Origin of the sequence: Pseudomonas sp. TWI628 (assembly GCF_039673865.1) — a bacterium.
Lineage (GTDB): Bacteria > Pseudomonadota > Gammaproteobacteria > Pseudomonadales > Pseudomonadaceae > Aquipseudomonas.
In genome coordinates this window covers 83022-101777 of record NZ_JBDJMM010000021.1, presented here as the reverse complement: position 1 = coordinate 101777, position 18756 = coordinate 83022, and the positions used below count along the sequence as shown (strand labels likewise).

The following is an 18756-nucleotide window of genomic DNA, read 5'->3' as shown; positions in this document are numbered from 1 at the left end:
GCCCCAGCGATGTCAGCGCTTACCGGTATTTGGCAGAAACACCGCCAACAAGCCGAACAACGGCAGGAACGAGCACAACCCGTACACGTACTCGATCCCGCGCAAATCAGCCAGATACCCCAGCAGCGCCGCACCAATCCCGCCAAAGCCGAACATCAGCCCGAAGAACACCCCGGCAATCATGCCCACGCTGCCCGGCACCAGTTCCTGGGCATACACCACGATCGCCGAAAACGCCGAGGCCAGGATGAAACCGATCACCACGCTGAGCACGGTGGTCCAGAACAGGTCGGCATACGGTAACGCCAGGGTGAACGGCGCCACACCAAGAATCGAGAACCAGATCACCGCCTTGCGCCCGATGCGGTCACCAATCGGCCCGCCGAAGAAGGTACCCGCCGCCACCGCGCCCAGGAACAGGAACAGATGCAGCTGCGAGCTGGCCACCGACAGGTCGAACTTCTCGATCAGGTAGAAGGTGAAGTAACTGGTGAAGCTGGCCATGTAGAAGTACTTGGAAAACACCAGCAGCCCGAGCACCACCAGCGCCGCGATCACCCGCCCGCGCGAGATGCCATGGGTGGCCTGCACCGCCTTGCGCGCCTTGGCCTGGTTCAGGTGCTCCTTGTACCAGCGGCGCAGCATCAAGGTCACGGCAAAGAAGAACAGCGCCGCCACACCGAACCAGGCTACGTGAGTCTGGCCAAACGGAATCACGATGGCCGCCGCCAGCAACGGGCCGAAGGCAGAACCGGTGTTGCCGCCAACCTGGAAGGTCGACTGCGCCAGGCCGAAACGGCCACCCGAGGCCAGCCGCGCGATCCGCGAGGTTTCCGGGTGGAAGGTCGACGAACCGATGCCGACCAGCGCCGAGGCCAGCAGAATCATCGGGAAGCTGCCAACGAAGGCCAACATCACGATCCCCACCAGGGTGCACAGGGTGCCCAGCGGCAACAGATTGGGCGTCGGCCTGCGGTCGGTGAAAAAGCCGACCCATGGTTGCAGCAACGAGGCGGTGATCTGGAAGGTCAAGGTGATCATGCCGATCTGGGCGAAGCTCAGGTCGTAGTTGGCCTTGAGCATCGGGTAGATCGCCGGCAACACCGACTGGATAAGGTCGTTGATCAGGTGCGCCAAGGCGCAGAAGGCGATGATGCGCAGCACCAGCGGATTGGCTTGATTCGCCGACCCGGTGCTGGCGGTAGGGGTGCTGCTGATGGCCATGAGCTTCAATTCCGTCCGCAGGTTTGGGATCCGATTATCGGGAAACAAATAGATACTTAGCTACCTTTTTTATTGACCGGGCAGCACACTTGCAAATGGTTCTCAATATATTTAGCATCCTTGGCCTACCCTCCTCCGTAATCGTTGGGCGAAACCGCCCTCACGCGAGCACACCGACCCATGAGTGCGATGCCCGCCACGCAGATGCAGGCCGATCCTCAGCAGGAAGCGCTGGTGTGGTTTTCCCGCTTGCGCCAGCCCGGCTGCGATGAAGCTGAACGCCAGGCATTCGGCCGTTGGTGCCAGGCGCCGAGCAACGCCCACGCCTATGCCGAACTGGAAGCGTGCTGGCAGCAACTTCAGGTGCCCCCCGCCCGGCCACGGCCGCGTTTGCTCAAGGTCCGCCGTAGTTACATGGGCAAGCTATTCGCCTTGGTGTTCCTGCTGCTGCTCGGCGCTTTGGCCTGTCTTTACTGGCCACTGATGCAACGCCTGGCCAGCGAACTGGCCACTGACGTGGGCGAGCGCCGCAGCGTGCGCCTGGCCGACGGTTCGACGTTACATCTGGACAGCGCCAGCGCTATGAACGTTGACCTGCGTGGGCGCATGCGCCAATTGCACCTGGTACAAGGCCAGGTGTCCCTGGAGGTGGTGCTCGATGGCCGCGCCATGGAGATTCAGGTCGACGATGCCCGTATCCAGGTGTACGGCACACGCCTGATGGTGGCGCGCCATGCCGATCAAGATGAACTGGTGGTGCTCAATGGCAAGGCCTTGGTCATCCAGGGCAGCGACCAGCGCATGGTGTCGGCGGGCGAACGGGTGACCTTCACCGATGCGCGGATCAACCCGCTGCAGAAAGTCGACGCGAAGACCGCGCAAGCCTGGCGCACCGGCCACCTCCTCGCCAGCGACATGCCCCTGGGGCAGGTCATCGAGCGCCTGGCCCGCTATCAGGGCCGCCGGGTCTGGCTGATGGATGAGCAGACCGCCTATCGACGTGTGAGTGGCGCCTTCAGCCTCGACCGCCCAGACGAAACCCTGGCGGCACTGGCTGCCGAGCAGCATTTGCAGCTGTACGGCGTGCTCGGGCAGTGGCTGATCGTGCGCTGAAACCGGGGTAGGTCGCTAAGTTTTTGAAAGCGTGCAATTTTTTTTTGAAATGAGTGTTGACACAGGCCCATCACAAGGGAATAATGCGCCCCATCGGCTACATAGCTCAGTTGGTTAGAGCATAGCATTCATAATGCTGGGGTCCGGGGTTCAAGTCCCTGTGTAGCCACCAAACCTGAAAAGGGCTTACCGCAAGGTAAGCCCTTTTCTTTTGCCTGTCGAAAAGTCCAGCCTCCTCAACGCACCCCGGCGACCGCCACAGCCAGGCCCAGGCCGATCAGCGCGACACCAATCACACGGTCCACCAGCCGCTGCCTTGCAATCATCAGCGCACGCAACCCCGCACGGGAAAAGAACAACGCCACCAGGCTGAACCAGGCCCAGTGAGCGAACGACATGAATGCCCCGTAGGCGAAATCCACTGCCAGTGAGCTGCCCGGCCGCACCACTTGGGTGTAGGCGCTGACGACGAAGAGCATGGTCTTGGGGTTGAGCGCATTGGTCACGAAGCCTGTGCGCAACGCAGCCAGCACACCGGATTGCGCCACCTCCCCATCCAGGCTGATGTGCCCGGTATTGGTCAGTGACTGGTAGCCCAGGTAGATCAGGTAGCCCGCACCGAGCACTTTCATGACGAGGAACAGCGCCGGGCTCTGGCTGATGACCACCGCGATCCCCAGCACCGTGTACAGCACATGCACCTGCACGCCCAAGGCGATCCCCATTGCAGCAGCCAGCCCGGCCTTGCGGCCCTGTGCATAACTGCTGCGGGTGACCAGGGCGAAGTCGGCACCAGGGCTGATGACGGCCAGGAGGGTGAACAGGGCGACGGCGATGAGTTCGGTCACGGAGAAGGGCCTCGATAGACGATGAAAAAGCACAGATGCAGCTATTATCGAGCGCGCTCAGAACGTAAAAAAACGATTTAAAGTGGAGCAAATCTGATAGTTTTCCTCACACATATACAGGGCCTGCCCCGATGAAACTGCCAGCCCTCGCCGCCTTCCGCTACTTCGACATCGCCGCCGAAACCGAAAGTTTCGTCCGCGCCGCCGAGCGCCTGCATGTCACCCACGGCGCTGTCAGCCGCCAGGTGCGCCTGCTCGAGGAAAGCCTTGGCGTCGAACTGTTCGAACGGCGCAACCGGGCAATCTTCCTCACCCCCGCCGGGCGGGCATTGCATGGCACCACCCAGGCGATCTTCGAGCAGCTCGAAGGCGCCGTGCAGCGCCTGCAACAGCAGGAGCGCGACAACGTGCTGGTGCTGTCCTGCGAGCCGACTATCGCCATGCGCTGGCTGATCCCGCGCCTGCCGCGCTTCCACGCCATGCACCCGGGCCTGCAATTGCACCTGGTGGCTGCCGGGGGCCCGGTGGACTTCGCCCGCAGCGGGGTCGACCTGGCGCTACGCCGCGATGACTTCCATTGGCCACCGACGCTGCACAGCCTGAAGATCTGCGATGAGTGGATTGGTCCGGTCAGCCGTACCAACAGCGACAACCTGGACCACCAGCGCCTGCTGCACAGCAATACCCGCCCCAACGCCTGGCCCACCTGGCTGCGCCTGAGCGGGCAGCAGGCAACCCACACCGAACGCAGCGACTACGAACACTTCTACCTGTCGCTACAGGCCGCCAGCGCCGGTCTGGGCCTGGCCATCGCCTCGGCATTGATGGTGCGCGACGAACTCGACAGCGGCCAGTTGCAGGCCCCGCTCGGCTTCCTGCGCGATGGCTCGGCCTATCACCTGCTCAGCCCGCAGCCGCTGAGCGATGGCGGCAAGCGCCAGCGTTTCGCCGAATGGGTGACGAGCGAAAGCCAGGCCTGCCTCCGTCACCTGGGCTTGCTGCAGAACGACGAGTTTGAACCGCCATCACCACCCCAGGTGCGATAACCCGCCGTATCAATGTGGATGCGCCCGCTCGGATAGCGCCCCAGGCCCATGTTCCAAGCCTGGCCATGCTGCTGCCAGAAGCGGCACAGCGGATTGGGGTCGACCCAGCCCGGCAACAGGATATCGACCGCGAAAGCACGGGTATGGGCACTGCCCACGGCACCGCCCGCGCAGCGGTTGAGATCGGGGTTGCGATAGGCCGACACCACTTCAAACTGGCGCAGGAGGCCTTGCCCGTCGAGGGTATGGATCAACGACAATGTGGAACGCACTGCCGGCCAGTTGCTGGCAGGCGGCACCGCAAACGGCGAGGCATGGCACAGCTTCCAGTCCGACGCCGAACGCAGCAGCTGATGGATAGGCACCACACCATAAAGGCGCGCATCCACCAGCATCTCGCGAAACGGCCGGGTCTGATGGTCACCGGCCCACTGCGCGAACATCCACACGTCACGCGCGTCTGCCAGCGCCATTGTGCTCGACAGCACGCCTGCAGCCAGCAACAGCGCACTTGCTCTTCTCATCCCCATGCTCCCTGCCCCAGTATGAGCGCGGCCGCCAACCCGGATGGCCACTGACAAGGAGTTAAGCATGCACAAGACTGCCGCAACGAGCCTCGCCGCCCTCGCCTTCAGCGGCCTGGCCATGGCGGATGCGCACATCGACCTGGGCGACGCCCAGCGCGTCACCCGCCTGTTCGCCTCCCCCAACAACTGCCACGTGATCTGCTACCGCGACTGGACGCTGGAGCAGACCGTGGAGCACTACCTGACGCAAAGCGTACGCCGCGACGGCCACGCCAACGCCCAGGTGCATGTCAGCCGTGAACACGACCGTTTGCACGCCACCATCAGCGAGGTACCCGCCAACTATGCCGAGCCCCTGCGTAAGCTGCTCGACAGTGGCGAGCTGGCCTACAACGGTGCCACCCAGCTGAACAAGGACGGCAAATGGTCCTACGACTGGTACCTGTTCCTGCCGCTGGGCATGGCCCTGCAGAACCGCCGCAGCATCGAGCTGCTGCACTTCCCGCCGGACTACTCACTGACCCAGGCTCAGGATTACCTGCGCTCCAACACCACGGACCGCTGGGCCGAGCTACTGACCTTCAACGGCGTCGACGCCAGCCAGACCCCGGCCTACCAGACCATCATCGACATCGCCCCGATCGCCGCCCCGGCCAGCGCGGGGGATGCCCTGACAGGCACCTATGGCTACTTCAAGGACTACCAGCTGCGCATGGTCAAGGAGATGACCTTGCAAAGCGCCGCCAAACCGCTGCCGATGGTCGCCTTCGGCGCCCCGGTGCGTAACTGGATCCAGCAGCAGTACGGCCCGCAGGTGGGTGTGCTGGGTCTGGTCAGCATCAGCCCGCTACCGGGAACACAGGTGCCGGTGCTGGGCGCCAACCACCCCAGCGCGATCTGGTACGCAGCGGACAAGGACAGCCATGGCGGCGATCAGGATGCGGCCGATGCGGCAGGGCTGAAGATGATGGGGCAGGATTTGACGGCGGCCTGCTGGCAGGCGGGCATGGGGCGAAACCCTGGGGCCGAACCGAAGATGACCTTGAATGCCTGCTCGACCAAGTGGCAGGTGACGCAGAAGAAGCAGACCTGTGAGCTGTTCTTCCGCACGGTGCGCAAGTACACGCCAGAGCAGGCGGCGGCGAAGTGCAATACCGGGGAGATGAGCAGAAGCCTACGGAACCTGCGCAAGCCGGTCGATCTTGAGTGAGGTGTTACGAACAATGTCACCTGCAATGCTGAGACATACATTTTAATTGCAGCCCCAAGGTGCGATGGATCCATTTTGAGCGATCATTCTCTCGCTTCAGCGATCCGGATCGGAGATGCCCGTTGACCTCCTCGGTCCCAGTGGCATAATAACTTCACTACTCAACCCCGTACGCGATGATTCAATTCGTCGGCAGTTGGGGTGAAGAAACCGGCCTAGTGCCGGTTTTTTCGTTTTCAGGGATATGCAGGCCTTGCGTACCGCGTGCTTCGTCGATGGTTACAACGTCTTCTACGGCCTGGTCGCAGGCACAAGTTTCAAATGGCTGAACCTGCCCTCTCTCATCCAGCATATCGTTCACGTAGAAGCACCAGAGAGCGAGCTGACTTCCATCGACTTTTTCACCTCAGGCGTAAAGCCGTCGCTGGCCAGCCGCGGAAGCCAGTCCAAAGAAGCTCAAGACACGTATCTGCGCGCCCTCATAGCGAAAGGCGTAGTCGTTCACTACGGCCGACATCAGCTGGAAGCACGCAATGCGCCTAGATTCATCAGCAAGGAATCACCTCCCTCGAGACTCGACCAAGTAGCCATCTGGAAGCTCGAAGAAAAAGAGACGGATGTTCACATCGCCATCAGCATGTACCGGCTCGCCTCCAGGCAAGCCAGCCTCCCGGCAGAGGAACGAGTCCAGCAGCTTGTACTGGTTTCTGCCGACACTGACATGACACCCGCGCTGAAGGCTATCAAGGAGGACTTTCCCGACTTGCGTCTTGGCGTAATCCTGCCGCACAGGGAGGGCATGAAGCGGACAACGCCAGGCTCTCTCAAAAACCACTCACATTGGATGCGGCACCTGGTAACGACTGAGGAACTTGCCGCTCATCAGTTCCCGGAGCGGGTACCTACCAAGAAAAGGCCAGCCATCAAACCCGAATACTGGTAGCCAGGCGACAAGTATCTCAGCTGGATATTAGTCCTCAAGCAGGGTACAAGCCATCACCAGCGCATCTTCACGCCCACCCGCAACCGGGTAATAGTCACGACGCCTGCCGATCTCATTGAAGCCATAACGCTCATACAAGCGATAAGCCGACTGATTACTGGCCCGCACCTCCAGGAAGCACTCACGGCCATTGAGCTGGTAGGCCCGCGCCATCAGGTGCTCAAGCAGCTTCAGCCCTAGCCCACGCCCCTGATTCTCGGGTTTGACGGTAATGTTGAGCAGGTGCGCCTCGTCGATGATCACATTGATCACCCCATGACCGACCTGCTGCTGCCCATCGAACATCAGCCACACTTCGTAAGATTTGAGCGCATCCTGAAAAATCCCGCGGGTCCAGGGATGGCTGAACGCGGCATATTCGATCTTAAGCACGGCATCCAGATCCGCCTCGGTCATCGGGCGGAAACTGATCGAGTCACTCATTCAACGCTCTTCCAGCGCGCCATCAGCTGGCGCATCGCTTGCCAGACGTCCGCCTTGCGCTGCGGCTCGTCCATCAACAGTTCAAGGCCCGGCAAAGCCCAGGCATCGCCCAGGCCATCGACCTTCAGTACTTGGTAATAAGTTGCATCGTCGGCGCCGGCCGCGTAACGCATGGCCGGCAAGCCGATCAGCCACAGCACGCTGCAGGGGGTTTCTTCGAGGCGCGCCTGGATGAAGCCCTGGACAAAATCACGTGCGGCATCCGGGCCCTGGTCCATGTTGCCACGCACCAGCAACGGCCAGCGCACGGGCTCGCCGATGATCTGCGGCGCATCGGGCAGGCCGGCGGCACGCAGCATGTCCTTGAGCAGCAGATAGGACGGATCGCGACTCTGGAAAGGCTGACCGGTAGCCAGCTCGACCAGCAGCAGGCAGCTACCGGCGCGCAGCAGTTGCAACGAGAAGCGCGGTGGCGGCACCGGGGCCGGGCGCGGCGCGGGGGCCTCTTCCTCGGCTTCGACTGGCTTGGCAGCGACCTTGGGCGTGCTGCCCGGGCGCGGAATCTCGATTTTCGGGCGCTCGCCGGAGCGGGCCTGGGGCGCGGCCGGGGCCTCGCTGGCCACCGGCGCGGAGGGCCGAACCTCGAAATCGACGTCCTCTACCGGCGCTTGCGGCAACAGCAGCTCGGGGCGCGACGGCGCGGCGAACGGCAGTTCGGCGCGCGGCAGCCAATGCACCACTTGCATGGCGGAAAGGTAGGCGCGGCGGCGGGGTTCGGTCAGCAAGGCTCGGGGATCCGGGGTTCGAAACGTCGCACATTCTAACGTTGTTGGCCCGGCTGTGCTGCAACTGGTCGGCGGAAATTTGTTGCCTGTGCCCCGCCCCAGGGGCCAGTGAATCCCCTACAAGAGCCAAGGTTATCTCTCATTACAGACCAAGGGGTGAAATCCTCCCCCCCGGATGAAGTACAATCGCCCCCTTTTTACTTGGCAACGAGTAGACGCCAATGATCGAACCCAAGCGCGTCCTGCGCGCCCTAGCCGAACACTGGGCCCTGATCGAGCCGCTGTGCGAGCGTTTCGACCAGGGCACCCTGAGCCTGGTGGAGCTGCGCCAGCAACTGGGCCGCCAGCAGGTGGAAAGCACGCCGCAGGACATCACCCAGCTGCTCGACGTGTGGATCCGCCTGGACATTCTGGTGCCAGTGGCCAAGAGCCCGAACCGCTTCGAGCTCAATGCCCAGATCCACGACTTCCTCGCCTACCTGCGCCGCGAGCACCGGTTGGGCCTGTGCCTGGAGATCGAGGCCTACCTGCGCCACCTGGAGCGCCTGGCCGGGCATATCCAGGATGCCTTCGACAACCGTGACAGCGACGACCTGGCGCGCCAGCTGCGCCTGCTCGACATGCGCGTGCGCGACGTGCTGAAGAAGCTCGACAACGACGAGCAGGCGCTGGTCGCCGTGGCCGAACGGGCCAAGACCAGCAACCGCCAGATCCCGCTGCGCCAGCGCTACGCCGAAGTACTGGCGACCTGGGACGAATACGTCGAGCCGATGATCCAGCTGGTGAACGCCGACGGCGCCTTCGAGCAAGGCGTGCGCAAAGTCGAAACCGTGCTGCTGAAGCTGCTCGGCGAACAGGCGCGCCTGGGCCACCTGGTCGACGACGACATGCTGCTGCGCACCCACGCACGCATTCTGGAAATGCAGACCAGCGCCCAGCTGACCCTGCGCCATGCCCGCGAACTGCTGCTGCCGCTGCGTGAAGAAGCGCGCCGGCACAACGCCGTGACCCGCGGCGCCGCACTGGCGCTGTCGGTGATCCGGCGCAAGGGTATCGACGCCGTGCCGCAGGCGGCCATGCCGCTGTTCACCCGCCCGCAAAGCACCTTCCTCGGCAGCGCCAGCCAGGTCGAGGCCTACGTCTACGCCCTGGCCCGCTTCGAGCCGAAGCCGGCCAAGTTCCCCAAGGCGCACAAGACCCAGAAAGGCCCGCTGCCGCGTGCGCCACGCACGGTCAAAGAGATGCTCGAGCGCTGCGAAGATGCCCTGCCACTGCCCGACCTGATGGTCTGGCTGCTGGACCAGGAGCCCGAAGGCGCCACCGACGAACTGCTCTACTGGTTCTCGCGCCTGTCGCGGGAGAAGCGCTTCAAGCGTGAACGCCTGGAGCGGCGCGAGTACACCACCCACGAACACCTGGTCAGCCTGCGCTCGTTCGCCCTGACGTCCAGCCGCGAAGCGCAACCTGAAACCCACTTGAGCCCAGCCAATGCATCTTGATCTTTCCGAACTGTCCCAGCTCGCGCCGATCTTCCGCGAGCTGTTCAAGGGCTTCCACGTCAGCCGCCGCGACCCTGAAATGTACGCCCAGCTGTCGAACTTCCAGGACCAGTACCGCACCTTGTTCAAGGCCTTGGGCTTCGAGCTGGTGTGCGACACTCGCGGCTTCTACTACTTCGTCCCCGAGCAGGCCGCCGCGCAGGTCAACAAGACTGCCCAGCGCCTGTCGCTGTTCACCTTCATCATCGTCGAGCACCTGGCCGACCAGGGCCGCGACCCGATGGCCGTGCTTGACGGCGGCAGCATCGGCCGCGATGAACTGCCCTCGCTGCTGGACAAGTACCGCGACCTGTTCCTGCAGGCCGAGGTGCAAACCGTCGACGAGCTGGAAGAAAAGATCATGCGCCGCATGACCCAGCTCGGCTTCGCCCATGAAGAAGGCGGCATCTACCGCTTCCTGCCACCGATGCACCGCTTCCTCGACGTGTGCCTGTCGGTGCAGCAGGACCGCGATCTGGCCGCCAGCCTGCACAGCGACCTGCCGCTGCCGACCCCGGTACTGGTGGAAGAAGAAAGCCCGGAGCAACTCAACCGCACCGACGACCCGCTCGACCTCACCCCGTTCGAGGGCGAGGAAAGCGAAGAGGACGCCCTGGCCCGGGCCATCCGCGAAGAGCAACAGGAGATTGACGCATGAGCCAGGAACGCTACGGCATCCGCCGCTTCGCACTGCTCAACACCGCCGGCTACAGCCTCGGCCTGTTCCCGCTGGAACACCCGCTGTCGGTGTACGGTGCCAACAACCTGGGTAAATCGGCGTCGATCAACGCCTTGCAGTTCCCGATCCTGGCGCGCATGTCCGACATGAGCTTCGGCAAGTACAGCCTGGAGCAGTCGCGCCGCTTCTACTTTGCCAGCGACACCTCGTACATCCTCTGCGAACTGAACCTGCCCCACGGCCCGCACGTGATCGGCGTGGTCGGCCGTGGCCCGGGCGGCGGCTTCGGCCACCAGTTCTTCGCCTACAAGGGCGAGCTGGACCTGGCCCACTACCAGAAGAACGACACCTGCCTGCGCCAGAAAGAGCTGTTCACCAACCTTGAACGCCTGGGCCTGAAAGCCTATGAGCTCAAGCCCGATGAGCTGCGCCGGCTGCTGGTCGGCGGCCACACCTCGTGCCCGCTGGACCTGACCCTGATCCCGCTGCGCTCCACCAGCGAGCAGAGCCTGAAAACCTTCCGCGCGCTGTTCATCAACCTGCTGCACATGCGCGAAATCACCGCCGCCAAGCTCAAGCAGCTGTTCCTCGACGCCTTCGAGCACAGCCTGCGTTCGGGCAGCGTCGACTACATCGCCGCCTGTGAAGAAGCTTTCCGTGACGTGCGCCGCATGGAGCAGGACTACAACGCCCTGGTCGCCGCCGGCCCACTGGTCGAGGCCCTGGCCGGCGGCGTGGCTCAGCGCGACATCCTGCGCGGCAAGTTGCACCGCCTTTCGCCACTGCTCGACAACCTGCTGGGCACCTGGCAGGAATACGCCATGGCGCGCAAGGAAGAGCTGGTGATCCAGGCCGAGCACTTCCGTGGCGAGCAGGACCGCCTGCAGAACGACCAGCGTGGCGGCACCCAGGAGCTGATGCGCCTGGAGCGTGAAATCACCGGCATCCAGCGCTGGCTCGGCGAGCTGTCGGTGCTCAAGCACCGCTTTGCCCTGGTCGATGACGTCAAGGTGCTGGAACAGGGCCTGCTGGCCGCCAAGGACGCCCACGACGAACTGGCCGGCGCCCTGGCGCAGTCGCGCCAGTTCAGCGCCGAAGACCTCGACGAGCGCGTGCGCGACCTGGAAAAACGCCTGAAGCAGGTCAAGCAGCAGCTCGACCACGCCGACAACAACAGCTACGCCCGCCTGCGCGAAGAATTCTCGCAGCAGGACGTCGACCGCCTGATGCGCCTGTTCAACGGCGCGCTGTTCAGCTTGCCGCTGGGCGAGCGCGGCATCGAGCTGGACGACAGCGACCTGTGGGTGAAATCCCTGGAAGCGGTGCTCGACAGTTTCAAGGGCGAGCGTTTCGAAGCGCCTGGCCTGTCCATCGACCTCTCCAACATCGACCCGCCGGCCCTGCAGGCCCTGGCCGACCGCGCGGCACTGCGTGACCAGAAGGAGCGTCTCGAGAAGGAACTGAAGCAGCTCAAGACCCAGCAGCAGGTCGCCGCCGACCGCACGGCCTCCAAGGCGCAGACAGAAGCCCTGTACCAGGAAGTGCTGGACGCCCAGAAAGCCCTGGAAGACTACCGTCGCAGCGAAACCCTGAGCGCCGAAGAGCCCGAGAAAATGGAGCAACTGGCGCAGCTGGAAGCCGCCCAGGATGAGCTCAAGCGCTCCAGCGATGCCTTCACCGAGCGCGTCCAGCAACTGTCGGCCAAGCTGCAGCTGGTCGGCCGCCAGATCGGCGACCTCGAAGCCAAGCAGCGCACCCTGGAAGACGCCCTGCGCCGCCGCCAGCTGCTGCCGGCCGACTTGCCCTTTGGCACGCCGTTCATGGAAGCTGTGGACGATTCCATGGACAACCTGCTGCCGATGCTCAACGACTACCAGGACAGCTGGCAGGCGTTGCAACGCGTCGACAACCAGATCGAGGCGCTGTATGCCCAGGTGCGCCTCAAGGGCGTGGCCAAGTTCGACAGCGAAGACGACATGGAGCGCCGCCTGCAGCTGCTGGTGAACGCCTACGCGCACCGCACCGACGAAGCCCTGACCCTGGCCAAGGCACGCCGCGCCGCGGTCACCGACATCGCCCGGACCCTGCGCAACATCCGCAGCGACTACGACAGCCTCGAGCACCAGCTGGCCCTGTTCAACCGCGAGATCAACAAGCGCCAGGTGTCCAACCTGGAAAGCTTCCGCGTGGTGCTGGCGCCGAACAAGGAAGCGCTCAAGCACATCGACCAGATCATCCACAGCGCCGGCCAGTACGAAGAAGGCGAGACCCTGTCGGTGTTCGACCTGACCCAGAGCGCCGATCAGGACAACAAGAACGAAGAGGCCAAGGAGTACCTGGCGCGGCTGGTGGCGGCCAACCACAACCAGCTGGGCCTGAAGGACCTGTTCGAGCTGGCGTTCGAGATCACCAAGGTCAACGGCCAGCCGATCATCCACGCCGACATCGACGGCGCGGCGTCCAACGGCACCACCATGACCATCAAGGCGCTGACCAACATGTACCTGTTGCTGCACCTGATGGACCGCGACCTGGCCGGGCGCATTCGCCTGCCGTACTACCTGGACGAGGCGGCGGACATCGACGAACGCAACCAGGCGGCGCTGCTGGAGACCAGCCTGCAACTGGGCTTCGTGCCGATTCTGGCGAGCGTGAAGCCGCAGGTGTCGGCGCGCGTGGCGATCGACCTGGAAGGTGGCAGCGGGCCGAATGGCATCTACATCGACGAGGCGGACTGGAAGTACATCAGCCGGCTGGATGAGGTGAAGGCGATTGTGCGTGAGGATCAGGCCGAGGAGTTGGCCTGATTCAGGTGTATGGGGCCGCTCTGCGGCCCATCGCCGGCAAGCGCGGCTCCCACAGGTTTTGCACAGGCCCGAGGGCTGCACGGTACCTGTGGGAGCCGCGCTTGCCGGCGAAAGGAGGCCAAAGGCCTCCCGGCAATCTTCCAGGCTATCAGTGAGCCCAAGGCAGGATCGGGATCGCAGTCACCGCATTCTGCGGGCTGCCCTCGATCATGCGGTCGCTGTACACCAGGTACACCAGCGTATTGCGCTTCTTGTCCAGGAAGCGCACCACCTGCATGGTCTTGAACACCAGCGAGGTGCGCTCCTTGAACACCTCCTCACCGTCCTTCAATTCACCCTTGAAGTTGATCGGCCCCACCTGACGGCAGGCAATCGAAGCCTCCGCCCGATCCTCCGCCAACCCCAACCCACCCTTCACGCCGCCAGTCTTGGCCCGCGACAGGTAGCAGGTCACACCCTCGACCTTGGGATCATCGAACGCCTCGACCACGATGCGGTCGTTCGGCCCGAGGAACTTGAACACGGTGGATACCTGGCCGATCTCCTCAGCCCCGGCCAGCATCGGCAGGGCAAAGACCGCCAGGGCAATGACCCGCTTGAGCAGCTTCATACCAGCACCAGGTTGTCGCGGTGCACCAGCTCCGGCTCGGCGATGTAGCCCAGCACGGCCTCGATCTGATCGGACGGCTGGCCGATGATCTTCTGCGCTTCCAGCGCGCTGTAGTTGGCCAGGCCACGGGCCACCTCGACGCCATCCGGGCCGACGCAGACCACCATCTCGCCACGGCGGAAACTGCCCTGCACGGTCTTCACGCCGACCGGCAGCAGGCTCTTGTTCGCTTCACGCAGCGCCTGCACCGCACCCGCGTCGAGCACCAGGGTGCCGCGGGTCTGCAGGTGGCCAGCCAGCCACTGCTTGCGCGCAGCCAGCATGCCGCGCTCAGGCGACAGCAGCGTACCCAGGCGCTCACCGGCCTTCAGGCGGTCCAGCACGCGCTCGATGCGGCCACCGATGATGATCGTGTGGGCGCCGGAACGGGCTGCCAGGCGCGCGGCGCGCAGCTTGGTCTGCATGCCACCACGGCCCAGGGCGCCACCGGTACCACCGGCCACGGCATCGAGCGACGGGTCGTCGGCGCGGGCTTCGTAGATCAGCTGGGCCTCAGGGTTGTTGCGCGGGTCGGCGTCGAACATGCCGTCGCGGTCGGTGAGGATCACCAGCAGGTCGGCTTCCACCAGGTTGGCCACCAGCGCGGCCAAGGTGTCGTTGTCGCCAAAGCGGATCTCGTCGGTGACCACGGTATCGTTCTCGTTGATCACCGGCACCACGCCCAGGTCAACCAGGGTACGCAAGGTGCTGCGGGCGTTCAGGTAACGCTTGCGGTCGGACAGGTCATCGTGGGTCAGGAGGATCTGCGCGGTGTGCTTGCCGTGCTCGCCGAAGCTCGTTTCCCAGGCCTGCACCAGGCGCATCTGGCCGATCGAGGCCGCCGCCTGCAGCTCGTTCATCGCACTCGGTCGCGAAGTCCAGCCCAGCTGGCTCATGCCGGCAGCCACGGCCCCGGAGGAGACCAGTACCAACTCCACGCCTGCTTCACGCAGCGCGACCATCTGCTCGACCCATACGGCCATGGCGCCGCGGTCGAGGCCCTTGCCATCGGCGGTCAGCAGGGCACTGCCAATCTTCACGACCCAGCGCTTGGCGCCCGTCACCTTGCTTCGCATCTTCTTCCAACCTATGTCGAATCTGTAGATACCGTGGATACAAAAACGCCGCTCCTGGGAGCGGCGTTTAGTGTACTGCAACCGATCAGTCGCGCACGTAAATGATTTCCGGGCCGTCTTCGTCGTCCTCGAAATCATCGTCCCAGGCATCGTCGTCGTCGCCGATGTCGTGCACGCTCTTGACGCCGGTGCGACGCAGGGTACGGGCGTCGTCCAGGGCCTGCAGCTGGGCGCGGGCTTCGTCTTCGATGCGCTGGTCGAGGTCGGCCAGCTCTTCGGCGTAGGCCGGGTCGTTGGCCAGGCGGTCAGCACGGTCTTCGAGGTAGCGCATCAGGTCGTGGCTGAGTTTGTCGGTGCCCTGCTTGGAGATGGCCGAGATCACATAGACCGGGCCTTCCCACTCCAGGCGATCGATCACTTCCTGAACGCGCTCATCACGCTCGTCGTCCATGACCATGTCCGCCTTGTTCAGCACCAGCCAGCGCTCACGCTCGGCCAGCGACGGGCTGAAGCGGGTCAGCTCGTTGACGATCACTTCGGCGGCATCGGCCGGGCTGCTTTCGTCCAGCGGCGCGATATCGACCAGGTGCAGCAGCACGCGGGTACGCGCCAGGTGCTTGAGGAAGCGGATACCCAGGCCGGCACCGTCGGAGGCGCCTTCGATCAGGCCGGGGATGTCGGCGATGACGAAGCTCTTCCAGCGGTCGACGCTGACCACGCCCAGGTTGGGTACCAGGGTGGTGAACGGGTAGTCGGCGACTTTCGGCTTGGCAGCCGAAACCGAACGGATGAAGGTGCTCTTGCCCGCGTTCGGCAGGCCCAGCAGACCAACGTCGGCCAATACCTTCATTTCCATCTTCAGGTCGCGCTGCTCACCCGGCTTGCCTGGGGTGGTCTGGCGCGGTGCACGGTTGGTGCTGGACTTGAAGCGGGTGTTACCCAGGCCGTGCCAGCCACCCTGCGCAACCATCAGCTTCTGGCCAGGGGTGATCAGGTCGCCGATCACTTCCTGGGTCGAGGCGTCGATCACGGTGGTGCCGACTGGCACGCGCAGGAACAGGTCTTCACCCTTCTTGCCGGTGCAGTCGGTGCTGCCACCGTTGGAGCCGCGCTGGGCTTCGTGGTGACGGGTGTAGCGATAGTCGACCAGGGTGTTGAGGTTTTCGTCGGCAACCATGTACACCGAACCACCGTCACCACCGTCGCCGCCGTTGGGGCCACCGTTCTCGATGAACTTCTCGCGGCGGAAGCTCATGCAACCGTTACCGCCGTCACCGGCTTTGACCCGAATGGATACTTCGTCAACAAACTTCATTCAAAACCGCCTCTCGCCTGTGGGCGAGTTGAATACTGAAAAACCTGAGGCTCTTGCAAAAATGAGCGCGGCGGCCCCGTACGACCGAAGAAACCCACGCCGGCAGCCCAAACAAACAGCTTTGCAAGAGGCTCACCACAAACGAAAAAGCCCCGTCGCATGACGGGGCTTCTGGAGCGACGTCGCGATTAGGCGGCGACGATGCTCACGTAACGGCGCATGAACTCGCCTTTCTTCTCGAACTTGATCACGCCTTCGATCTTGGCGAACAAGGTGTGATCCTTGCCCATGCCAACGCCGTAGCCAGCGTGGAATTCGGTGCCGCGCTGACGGACGATGATGTTGCCTGGCTTGATAACCTGGCCGCCATACATCTTCACGCCAAGGCGTTTCGATTCTGAGTCGCGACCGTTACGAGTACTACCACCAGCCTTCTTGTGAGCCATGGTTCAATTCTCCAAATAAATTCAGGGGACCGAGGCGATTAAGCCTGGATACCGGTGATTTTGATCTCGGTGAACCACTGGCGGTGGCCCATACGCTTCATGTGGTGCTTACGACGACGGAACTTGATGATGCGAACCTTGTCGTGACGGCCTTGCGAAATGACTTCAGCAACGACCTTGGCGCCGGCGACGACTGGTGCGCCGATGGTGACTTCTTCACCGTTGGCAACCAGCAGAACGCGATCGAAGGTTACGGATTCGCCAGTGGCGACTTCCAGTTTTTCGATCTTGAGGAATTCACCTTCAGCGACTTTGTACTGCTTGCCGCCGGTAACGATTACTGCGTAAGACATGGTATTTCTCCGATAATCCTGCTCACCCAGCGCTTTATAGGATAAGTATTGGCTGGCATGGCTGCACGGGGCTGGAACGGCCCTGTGCAATTGCGTAAGGCAGGTGCTGCCCAGGAAGTTAGGGTGCGCGATTGTACGCAACCGCGGTTTTGCTTGCAAGTCCCGCCCCCGGCCTGCGGGCACCGCGCCTTGACACACCGGGACCCGCGACCTAGCATGCCGCGCAACCTCACTGGAGCAGCCGATGCAACCCCAAACCTTCTACCGCGCGGTAGCTGAAGATTTCAGCGCCGTCGACGAGATCATCAAGAAGCAGCTGACCTCGCGCGTGCCGCTGGTATCGAAGATCGGCGACTATATCACCTCCGCCGGTGGCAAGCGCCTGCGCCCACTGCTGGTGCTGCTGTGCGGCAAGGCCCTGGGCCGTGAAGGCGACGACCTGCGCCTGCTGGCCGCGACCATCGAGTTCCTGCACACCGCCACCTTGCTGCACGACGACGTGGTCGACATGTCCGGCATGCGCCGTGGCCGCTCCACCGCCAACGCCCTGTGGGGCAACGCGCCGAGCGTGCTGGTGGGCGACTTCCTCTATTCGCGTTCGTTCGAGATGATGGTCGAGCTGGGCTCGATGCCGGTCATGCAGATCCTCTCCAAGGCCACCCGGGTAATCGCCGAGGGCGAAGTGCTGCAGCTGTCGCGGGTACGCGATGCCAGCACCACCGAAGAGGTCTACATGGACGTCATCCGCGGCAAGACCGCGATGCTGTTCGAAGCCTCGACCCACAGCGCCGCAGCGCTGGCCGAGGCCAGCGAAGCGCAGCGCGAAGCCCTGCGCACCTTCGGTGACCACCTGGGCGTGGCCTTCCAGCTGGTCGACGACCTGCTCGACTACGAAGGCGATGCCGAGGCCTTGGGCAAGAACGTCGGCGACGACCTGGCCGAAGGCAAGCCGACCCTGCCGTTGATCTACACCATGCGTGAAGGGACGCCGGAGCAGGCTGCACTGGTGCGCAAGGCAATCCAGAAGGGTGGCCTGGAGGATCTGGAGCAGATTCGCGAGGCCGTCGAGGCGTCGGGCGCACTGAAGTACACCGCCGAGCTGGCGCGTGACTACGTCAAGCGTGCCATCGAGTGCCTGGAAGTGCTGCCAGCCAGTGAATACCGGGATGCGCTGGTTGAACTGAGCGAGTTTGCGGTCGCCCGTACTCACTGACAGACCCCGTCGCCTTCTTCGCGGGCCAGCCCGCTCCCACAGGAGCGTGCTGGCCCGCCTTGCATTTGTCCGGACAAAAATACTTCTCCCGCTAGACCTTATACAATATGGGCCTTTAACCGCCTGTCTGTTTAAGGAACCGAAGTGAGCACTCTGCCACCCTGCCCCAAATGCAACTCCGAATACACCTACGAGGATGGCACCCAGCTGGTCTGCCCTGAGTGCGCCCACGAGTGGTCGGCCAGCGGCGAAGCCGAAGCGGCCAGCGATGATGCGGTGAAGAAGGATTCGGTCGGCAACGTCCTGCAGGACGGCGACACCGTTACCGTGATCAAGGACCTCAAGGTCAAGGGCTCGTCCCTGGTGGTCAAGGTCGGCACCAAGGTCAAGAACATCCGCCTGTGCGACGGCGACCACGACATCGACTGCAAGATCGACGGCATCGGCGCCATGAAGCTGAAGTCGGAATTCGTGCGCAAGGTCTGATTACAAAATCCGCCA

Annotated in this window: 19 protein-coding genes and 1 tRNA gene; 10 read left to right on the top strand and 10 right to left on the bottom strand. The window is 63.4% G+C overall.

Annotation, left to right across the window (positions count from 1 at the left end; genetic code table 11):
- Window positions 1-12: 12 nt before the first annotated feature.
- A complete protein-coding gene (locus ABE528_RS17825) occupies window positions 13-1224 on the bottom strand; it encodes an MFS transporter (protein ID WP_346653663.1) in 1212 nt (403 codons plus the stop codon).
- A gap of 189 nt (window positions 1225-1413) precedes the next feature.
- On the opposite strand from ABE528_RS17825, the gene ABE528_RS17820 reads away from it, so the two are divergent.
- Together ABE528_RS17820 and ABE528_RS17815 are read left to right on the top strand one after the other, a co-directional pair.
- Window positions 1414-2337: a FecR domain-containing protein gene (locus tag ABE528_RS17820; protein WP_346653673.1), complete on the top strand. Its 924-nt coding sequence runs from the start codon at window positions 1414-1416 to the stop codon at window positions 2335-2337.
- A gap of 95 nt (window positions 2338-2432) precedes the next feature.
- Window positions 2433-2509: transfer RNA gene (locus tag ABE528_RS17815), tRNA-Met, on the top strand.
- A gap of 64 nt (window positions 2510-2573) precedes the next feature.
- On the opposite strand, the gene ABE528_RS17810 is transcribed toward ABE528_RS17815, so the two are convergent.
- Complete coding sequence (locus tag ABE528_RS17810; protein WP_346653662.1) at window positions 2574-3185, bottom strand: LysE family transporter; 612 nt, start codon at window positions 3183-3185, stop codon at window positions 2574-2576.
- A 131-nt stretch (window positions 3186-3316) separates the two neighbouring features.
- Here ABE528_RS17810 and ABE528_RS17805 point away from each other — a divergent pair, with 131 nt between their 5' ends.
- Window positions 3317-4231 carry a LysR substrate-binding domain-containing protein gene (locus ABE528_RS17805; RefSeq protein ID WP_152958085.1) on the top strand — a complete coding sequence of 305 codons (915 nt, stop codon included), beginning with the start codon at window positions 3317-3319 and terminating at the stop codon, window positions 4229-4231.
- Here the strand turns inward: ABE528_RS17805 and ABE528_RS17800 are convergent.
- The gene (locus tag ABE528_RS17800; protein WP_152958084.1) at window positions 4171-4755 is read right to left on the bottom strand and encodes a D-Ala-D-Ala carboxypeptidase family metallohydrolase; all 585 of its coding nucleotides are present in this window, start codon (window positions 4753-4755) and stop codon (window positions 4171-4173) included. The genes ABE528_RS17805 and ABE528_RS17800 overlap by 61 nt on opposite strands.
- 67 nt (window positions 4756-4822) lie before the next feature.
- Between ABE528_RS17800 and ABE528_RS17795 the strand changes: the two genes are divergently transcribed.
- On the top strand, window positions 4823-5968 hold the full coding sequence (locus tag ABE528_RS17795; RefSeq protein WP_346653661.1) for a hypothetical protein: 1146 nt from the start codon (window positions 4823-4825) through the stop codon (window positions 5966-5968).
- 253 nt (window positions 5969-6221) lie between these two features.
- A complete protein-coding gene (locus ABE528_RS17790) occupies window positions 6222-6911 on the top strand; it encodes an NYN domain-containing protein (protein WP_152958082.1) in 690 nt (229 codons plus the stop codon).
- 27 nt (window positions 6912-6938) lie between these two features.
- Here the strand turns inward: ABE528_RS17790 and rimI are convergent, their stop codons facing one another.
- Window positions 6939-7394 carry a ribosomal protein S18-alanine N-acetyltransferase gene (gene rimI / locus ABE528_RS17785; RefSeq protein WP_152958081.1) on the bottom strand — a complete coding sequence of 152 codons (456 nt, stop codon included), beginning with the start codon at window positions 7392-7394 and terminating at the stop codon, window positions 6939-6941.
- Window positions 7391-8179, bottom strand: a complete 789-nt coding sequence (locus ABE528_RS17780; protein WP_152958080.1) for an energy transducer TonB — start codon at window positions 8177-8179, stop codon at window positions 7391-7393. The genes rimI and ABE528_RS17780 overlap by 4 nt, the downstream gene beginning before the upstream one ends.
- Before the next feature lie 221 nt (window positions 8180-8400).
- Here ABE528_RS17780 and mksB point away from each other — a divergent pair, with 221 nt between their 5' ends.
- Genes mksB through mksF form a run of 3 tightly spaced genes read left to right on the top strand, consistent with a single transcriptional unit; the run spans window position 8401 to window position 13203 of the window.
- Window positions 8401-9678 carry an Mks condensin complex protein MksB gene (gene mksB, locus ABE528_RS17775; RefSeq protein ID WP_178120123.1) on the top strand — a complete coding sequence of 426 codons (1278 nt, stop codon included), beginning with the start codon at window positions 8401-8403 and terminating at the stop codon, window positions 9676-9678.
- The gene (mksE, locus tag ABE528_RS17770; protein ID WP_346653660.1) at window positions 9668-10375 is read left to right on the top strand and encodes an Mks condensin complex protein MksE; all 708 of its coding nucleotides are present in this window, start codon (window positions 9668-9670) and stop codon (window positions 10373-10375) included. The genes mksB and mksE overlap by 11 nt, the downstream gene beginning before the upstream one ends.
- Complete coding sequence (mksF, locus tag ABE528_RS17765; protein WP_346653659.1) at window positions 10372-13203, top strand: Mks condensin complex protein MksF; 2832 nt, start codon at window positions 10372-10374, stop codon at window positions 13201-13203. The genes mksE and mksF overlap by 4 nt, the downstream gene beginning before the upstream one ends.
- 148 nt (window positions 13204-13351) lie before the next feature.
- Here mksF and ABE528_RS17760 read toward each other — a convergent pair whose 3' ends face one another.
- The 5 genes from ABE528_RS17760 to rplU form a co-directional block, all read right to left on the bottom strand.
- Window positions 13352-13813, bottom strand: a complete 462-nt coding sequence (locus ABE528_RS17760) for a CreA family protein (RefSeq protein ID WP_152958077.1) — start codon at window positions 13811-13813, stop codon at window positions 13352-13354.
- A complete protein-coding gene (gene proB / locus ABE528_RS17755) occupies window positions 13810-14928 on the bottom strand; it encodes a glutamate 5-kinase (protein ID WP_085673978.1) in 1119 nt (372 codons plus the stop codon). Before proB ends, ABE528_RS17760 begins: the two co-directional genes overlap by 4 nt.
- Before the next feature lie 85 nt (window positions 14929-15013).
- A complete protein-coding gene (gene cgtA, locus ABE528_RS17750; protein WP_152958076.1) occupies window positions 15014-16243 on the bottom strand; it encodes an Obg family GTPase CgtA in 1230 nt (409 codons plus the stop codon).
- 188 nt (window positions 16244-16431) lie between these two features.
- The gene (gene rpmA / locus ABE528_RS17745) at window positions 16432-16689 is read right to left on the bottom strand and encodes a 50S ribosomal protein L27 (RefSeq protein ID WP_003247464.1); all 258 of its coding nucleotides are present in this window, start codon (window positions 16687-16689) and stop codon (window positions 16432-16434) included.
- Window positions 16690-16727: 38 nt separating this feature from the next.
- Complete coding sequence (gene rplU / locus ABE528_RS17740; protein WP_060512528.1) at window positions 16728-17042, bottom strand: 50S ribosomal protein L21; 315 nt, start codon at window positions 17040-17042, stop codon at window positions 16728-16730.
- Between the two features lie 244 nt (window positions 17043-17286).
- Between rplU and ABE528_RS17735 the strand changes: the two genes are divergently transcribed.
- A complete protein-coding gene (locus tag ABE528_RS17735) occupies window positions 17287-18255 on the top strand; it encodes a polyprenyl synthetase family protein (RefSeq protein WP_110639765.1) in 969 nt (322 codons plus the stop codon).
- A 144-nt stretch (window positions 18256-18399) separates the two neighbouring features.
- Window positions 18400-18741 carry a zinc ribbon domain-containing protein YjdM gene (locus ABE528_RS17730; protein WP_346653658.1) on the top strand — a complete coding sequence of 114 codons (342 nt, stop codon included), beginning with the start codon at window positions 18400-18402 and terminating at the stop codon, window positions 18739-18741.
- Window positions 18742-18756 lie beyond the last annotated feature (15 nt).

Bases quoted from the DNA above. Each gene is read 5' to 3' on its own strand.
- ABE528_RS17825 (WP_346653663.1), bottom strand. From the start codon at position 1,224: ATGGCCATCAGCAGCACCCCTACCGCCAGCACCGGGTCGGCGAATCAA.
- ABE528_RS17820 (WP_346653673.1), top strand. From the start codon at position 1,414: ATGCCCGCCACGCAGATGCAGGCCGATCCTCAGCAGGAAGCGCTGGTG.
- ABE528_RS17805 (WP_152958085.1), top strand. From the start codon at position 3,317: ATGAAACTGCCAGCCCTCGCCGCCTTCCGCTACTTCGACATCGCCGCC.
- ABE528_RS17800 (WP_152958084.1), bottom strand. From the start codon at position 4,755: ATGAGAAGAGCAAGTGCGCTGTTGCTGGCTGCAGGCGTGCTGTCGAGC.
- ABE528_RS17795 (WP_346653661.1), top strand. From the start codon at position 4,823: ATGCACAAGACTGCCGCAACGAGCCTCGCCGCCCTCGCCTTCAGCGGC.
- rimI (WP_152958081.1), bottom strand. From the start codon at position 7,394: ATGAGTGACTCGATCAGTTTCCGCCCGATGACCGAGGCGGATCTGGAT.
- mksB (WP_178120123.1), top strand. From the start codon at position 8,401: ATGATCGAACCCAAGCGCGTCCTGCGCGCCCTAGCCGAACACTGGGCC.
- mksE (WP_346653660.1), top strand. From the start codon at position 9,668: ATGCATCTTGATCTTTCCGAACTGTCCCAGCTCGCGCCGATCTTCCGC.
- mksF (WP_346653659.1), top strand. From the start codon at position 10,372: ATGAGCCAGGAACGCTACGGCATCCGCCGCTTCGCACTGCTCAACACC.
- ABE528_RS17760 (WP_152958077.1), bottom strand. From the start codon at position 13,813: ATGAAGCTGCTCAAGCGGGTCATTGCCCTGGCGGTCTTTGCCCTGCCG.
- proB (WP_085673978.1), bottom strand. From the start codon at position 14,928: ATGCGAAGCAAGGTGACGGGCGCCAAGCGCTGGGTCGTGAAGATTGGC.
- cgtA (WP_152958076.1), bottom strand. From the start codon at position 16,243: ATGAAGTTTGTTGACGAAGTATCCATTCGGGTCAAAGCCGGTGACGGC.
- rpmA (WP_003247464.1), bottom strand. From the start codon at position 16,689: ATGGCTCACAAGAAGGCTGGTGGTAGTACTCGTAACGGTCGCGACTCA.
- rplU (WP_060512528.1), bottom strand. From the start codon at position 17,042: ATGTCTTACGCAGTAATCGTTACCGGCGGCAAGCAGTACAAAGTCGCT.
- ABE528_RS17735 (WP_110639765.1), top strand. From the start codon at position 17,287: ATGCAACCCCAAACCTTCTACCGCGCGGTAGCTGAAGATTTCAGCGCC.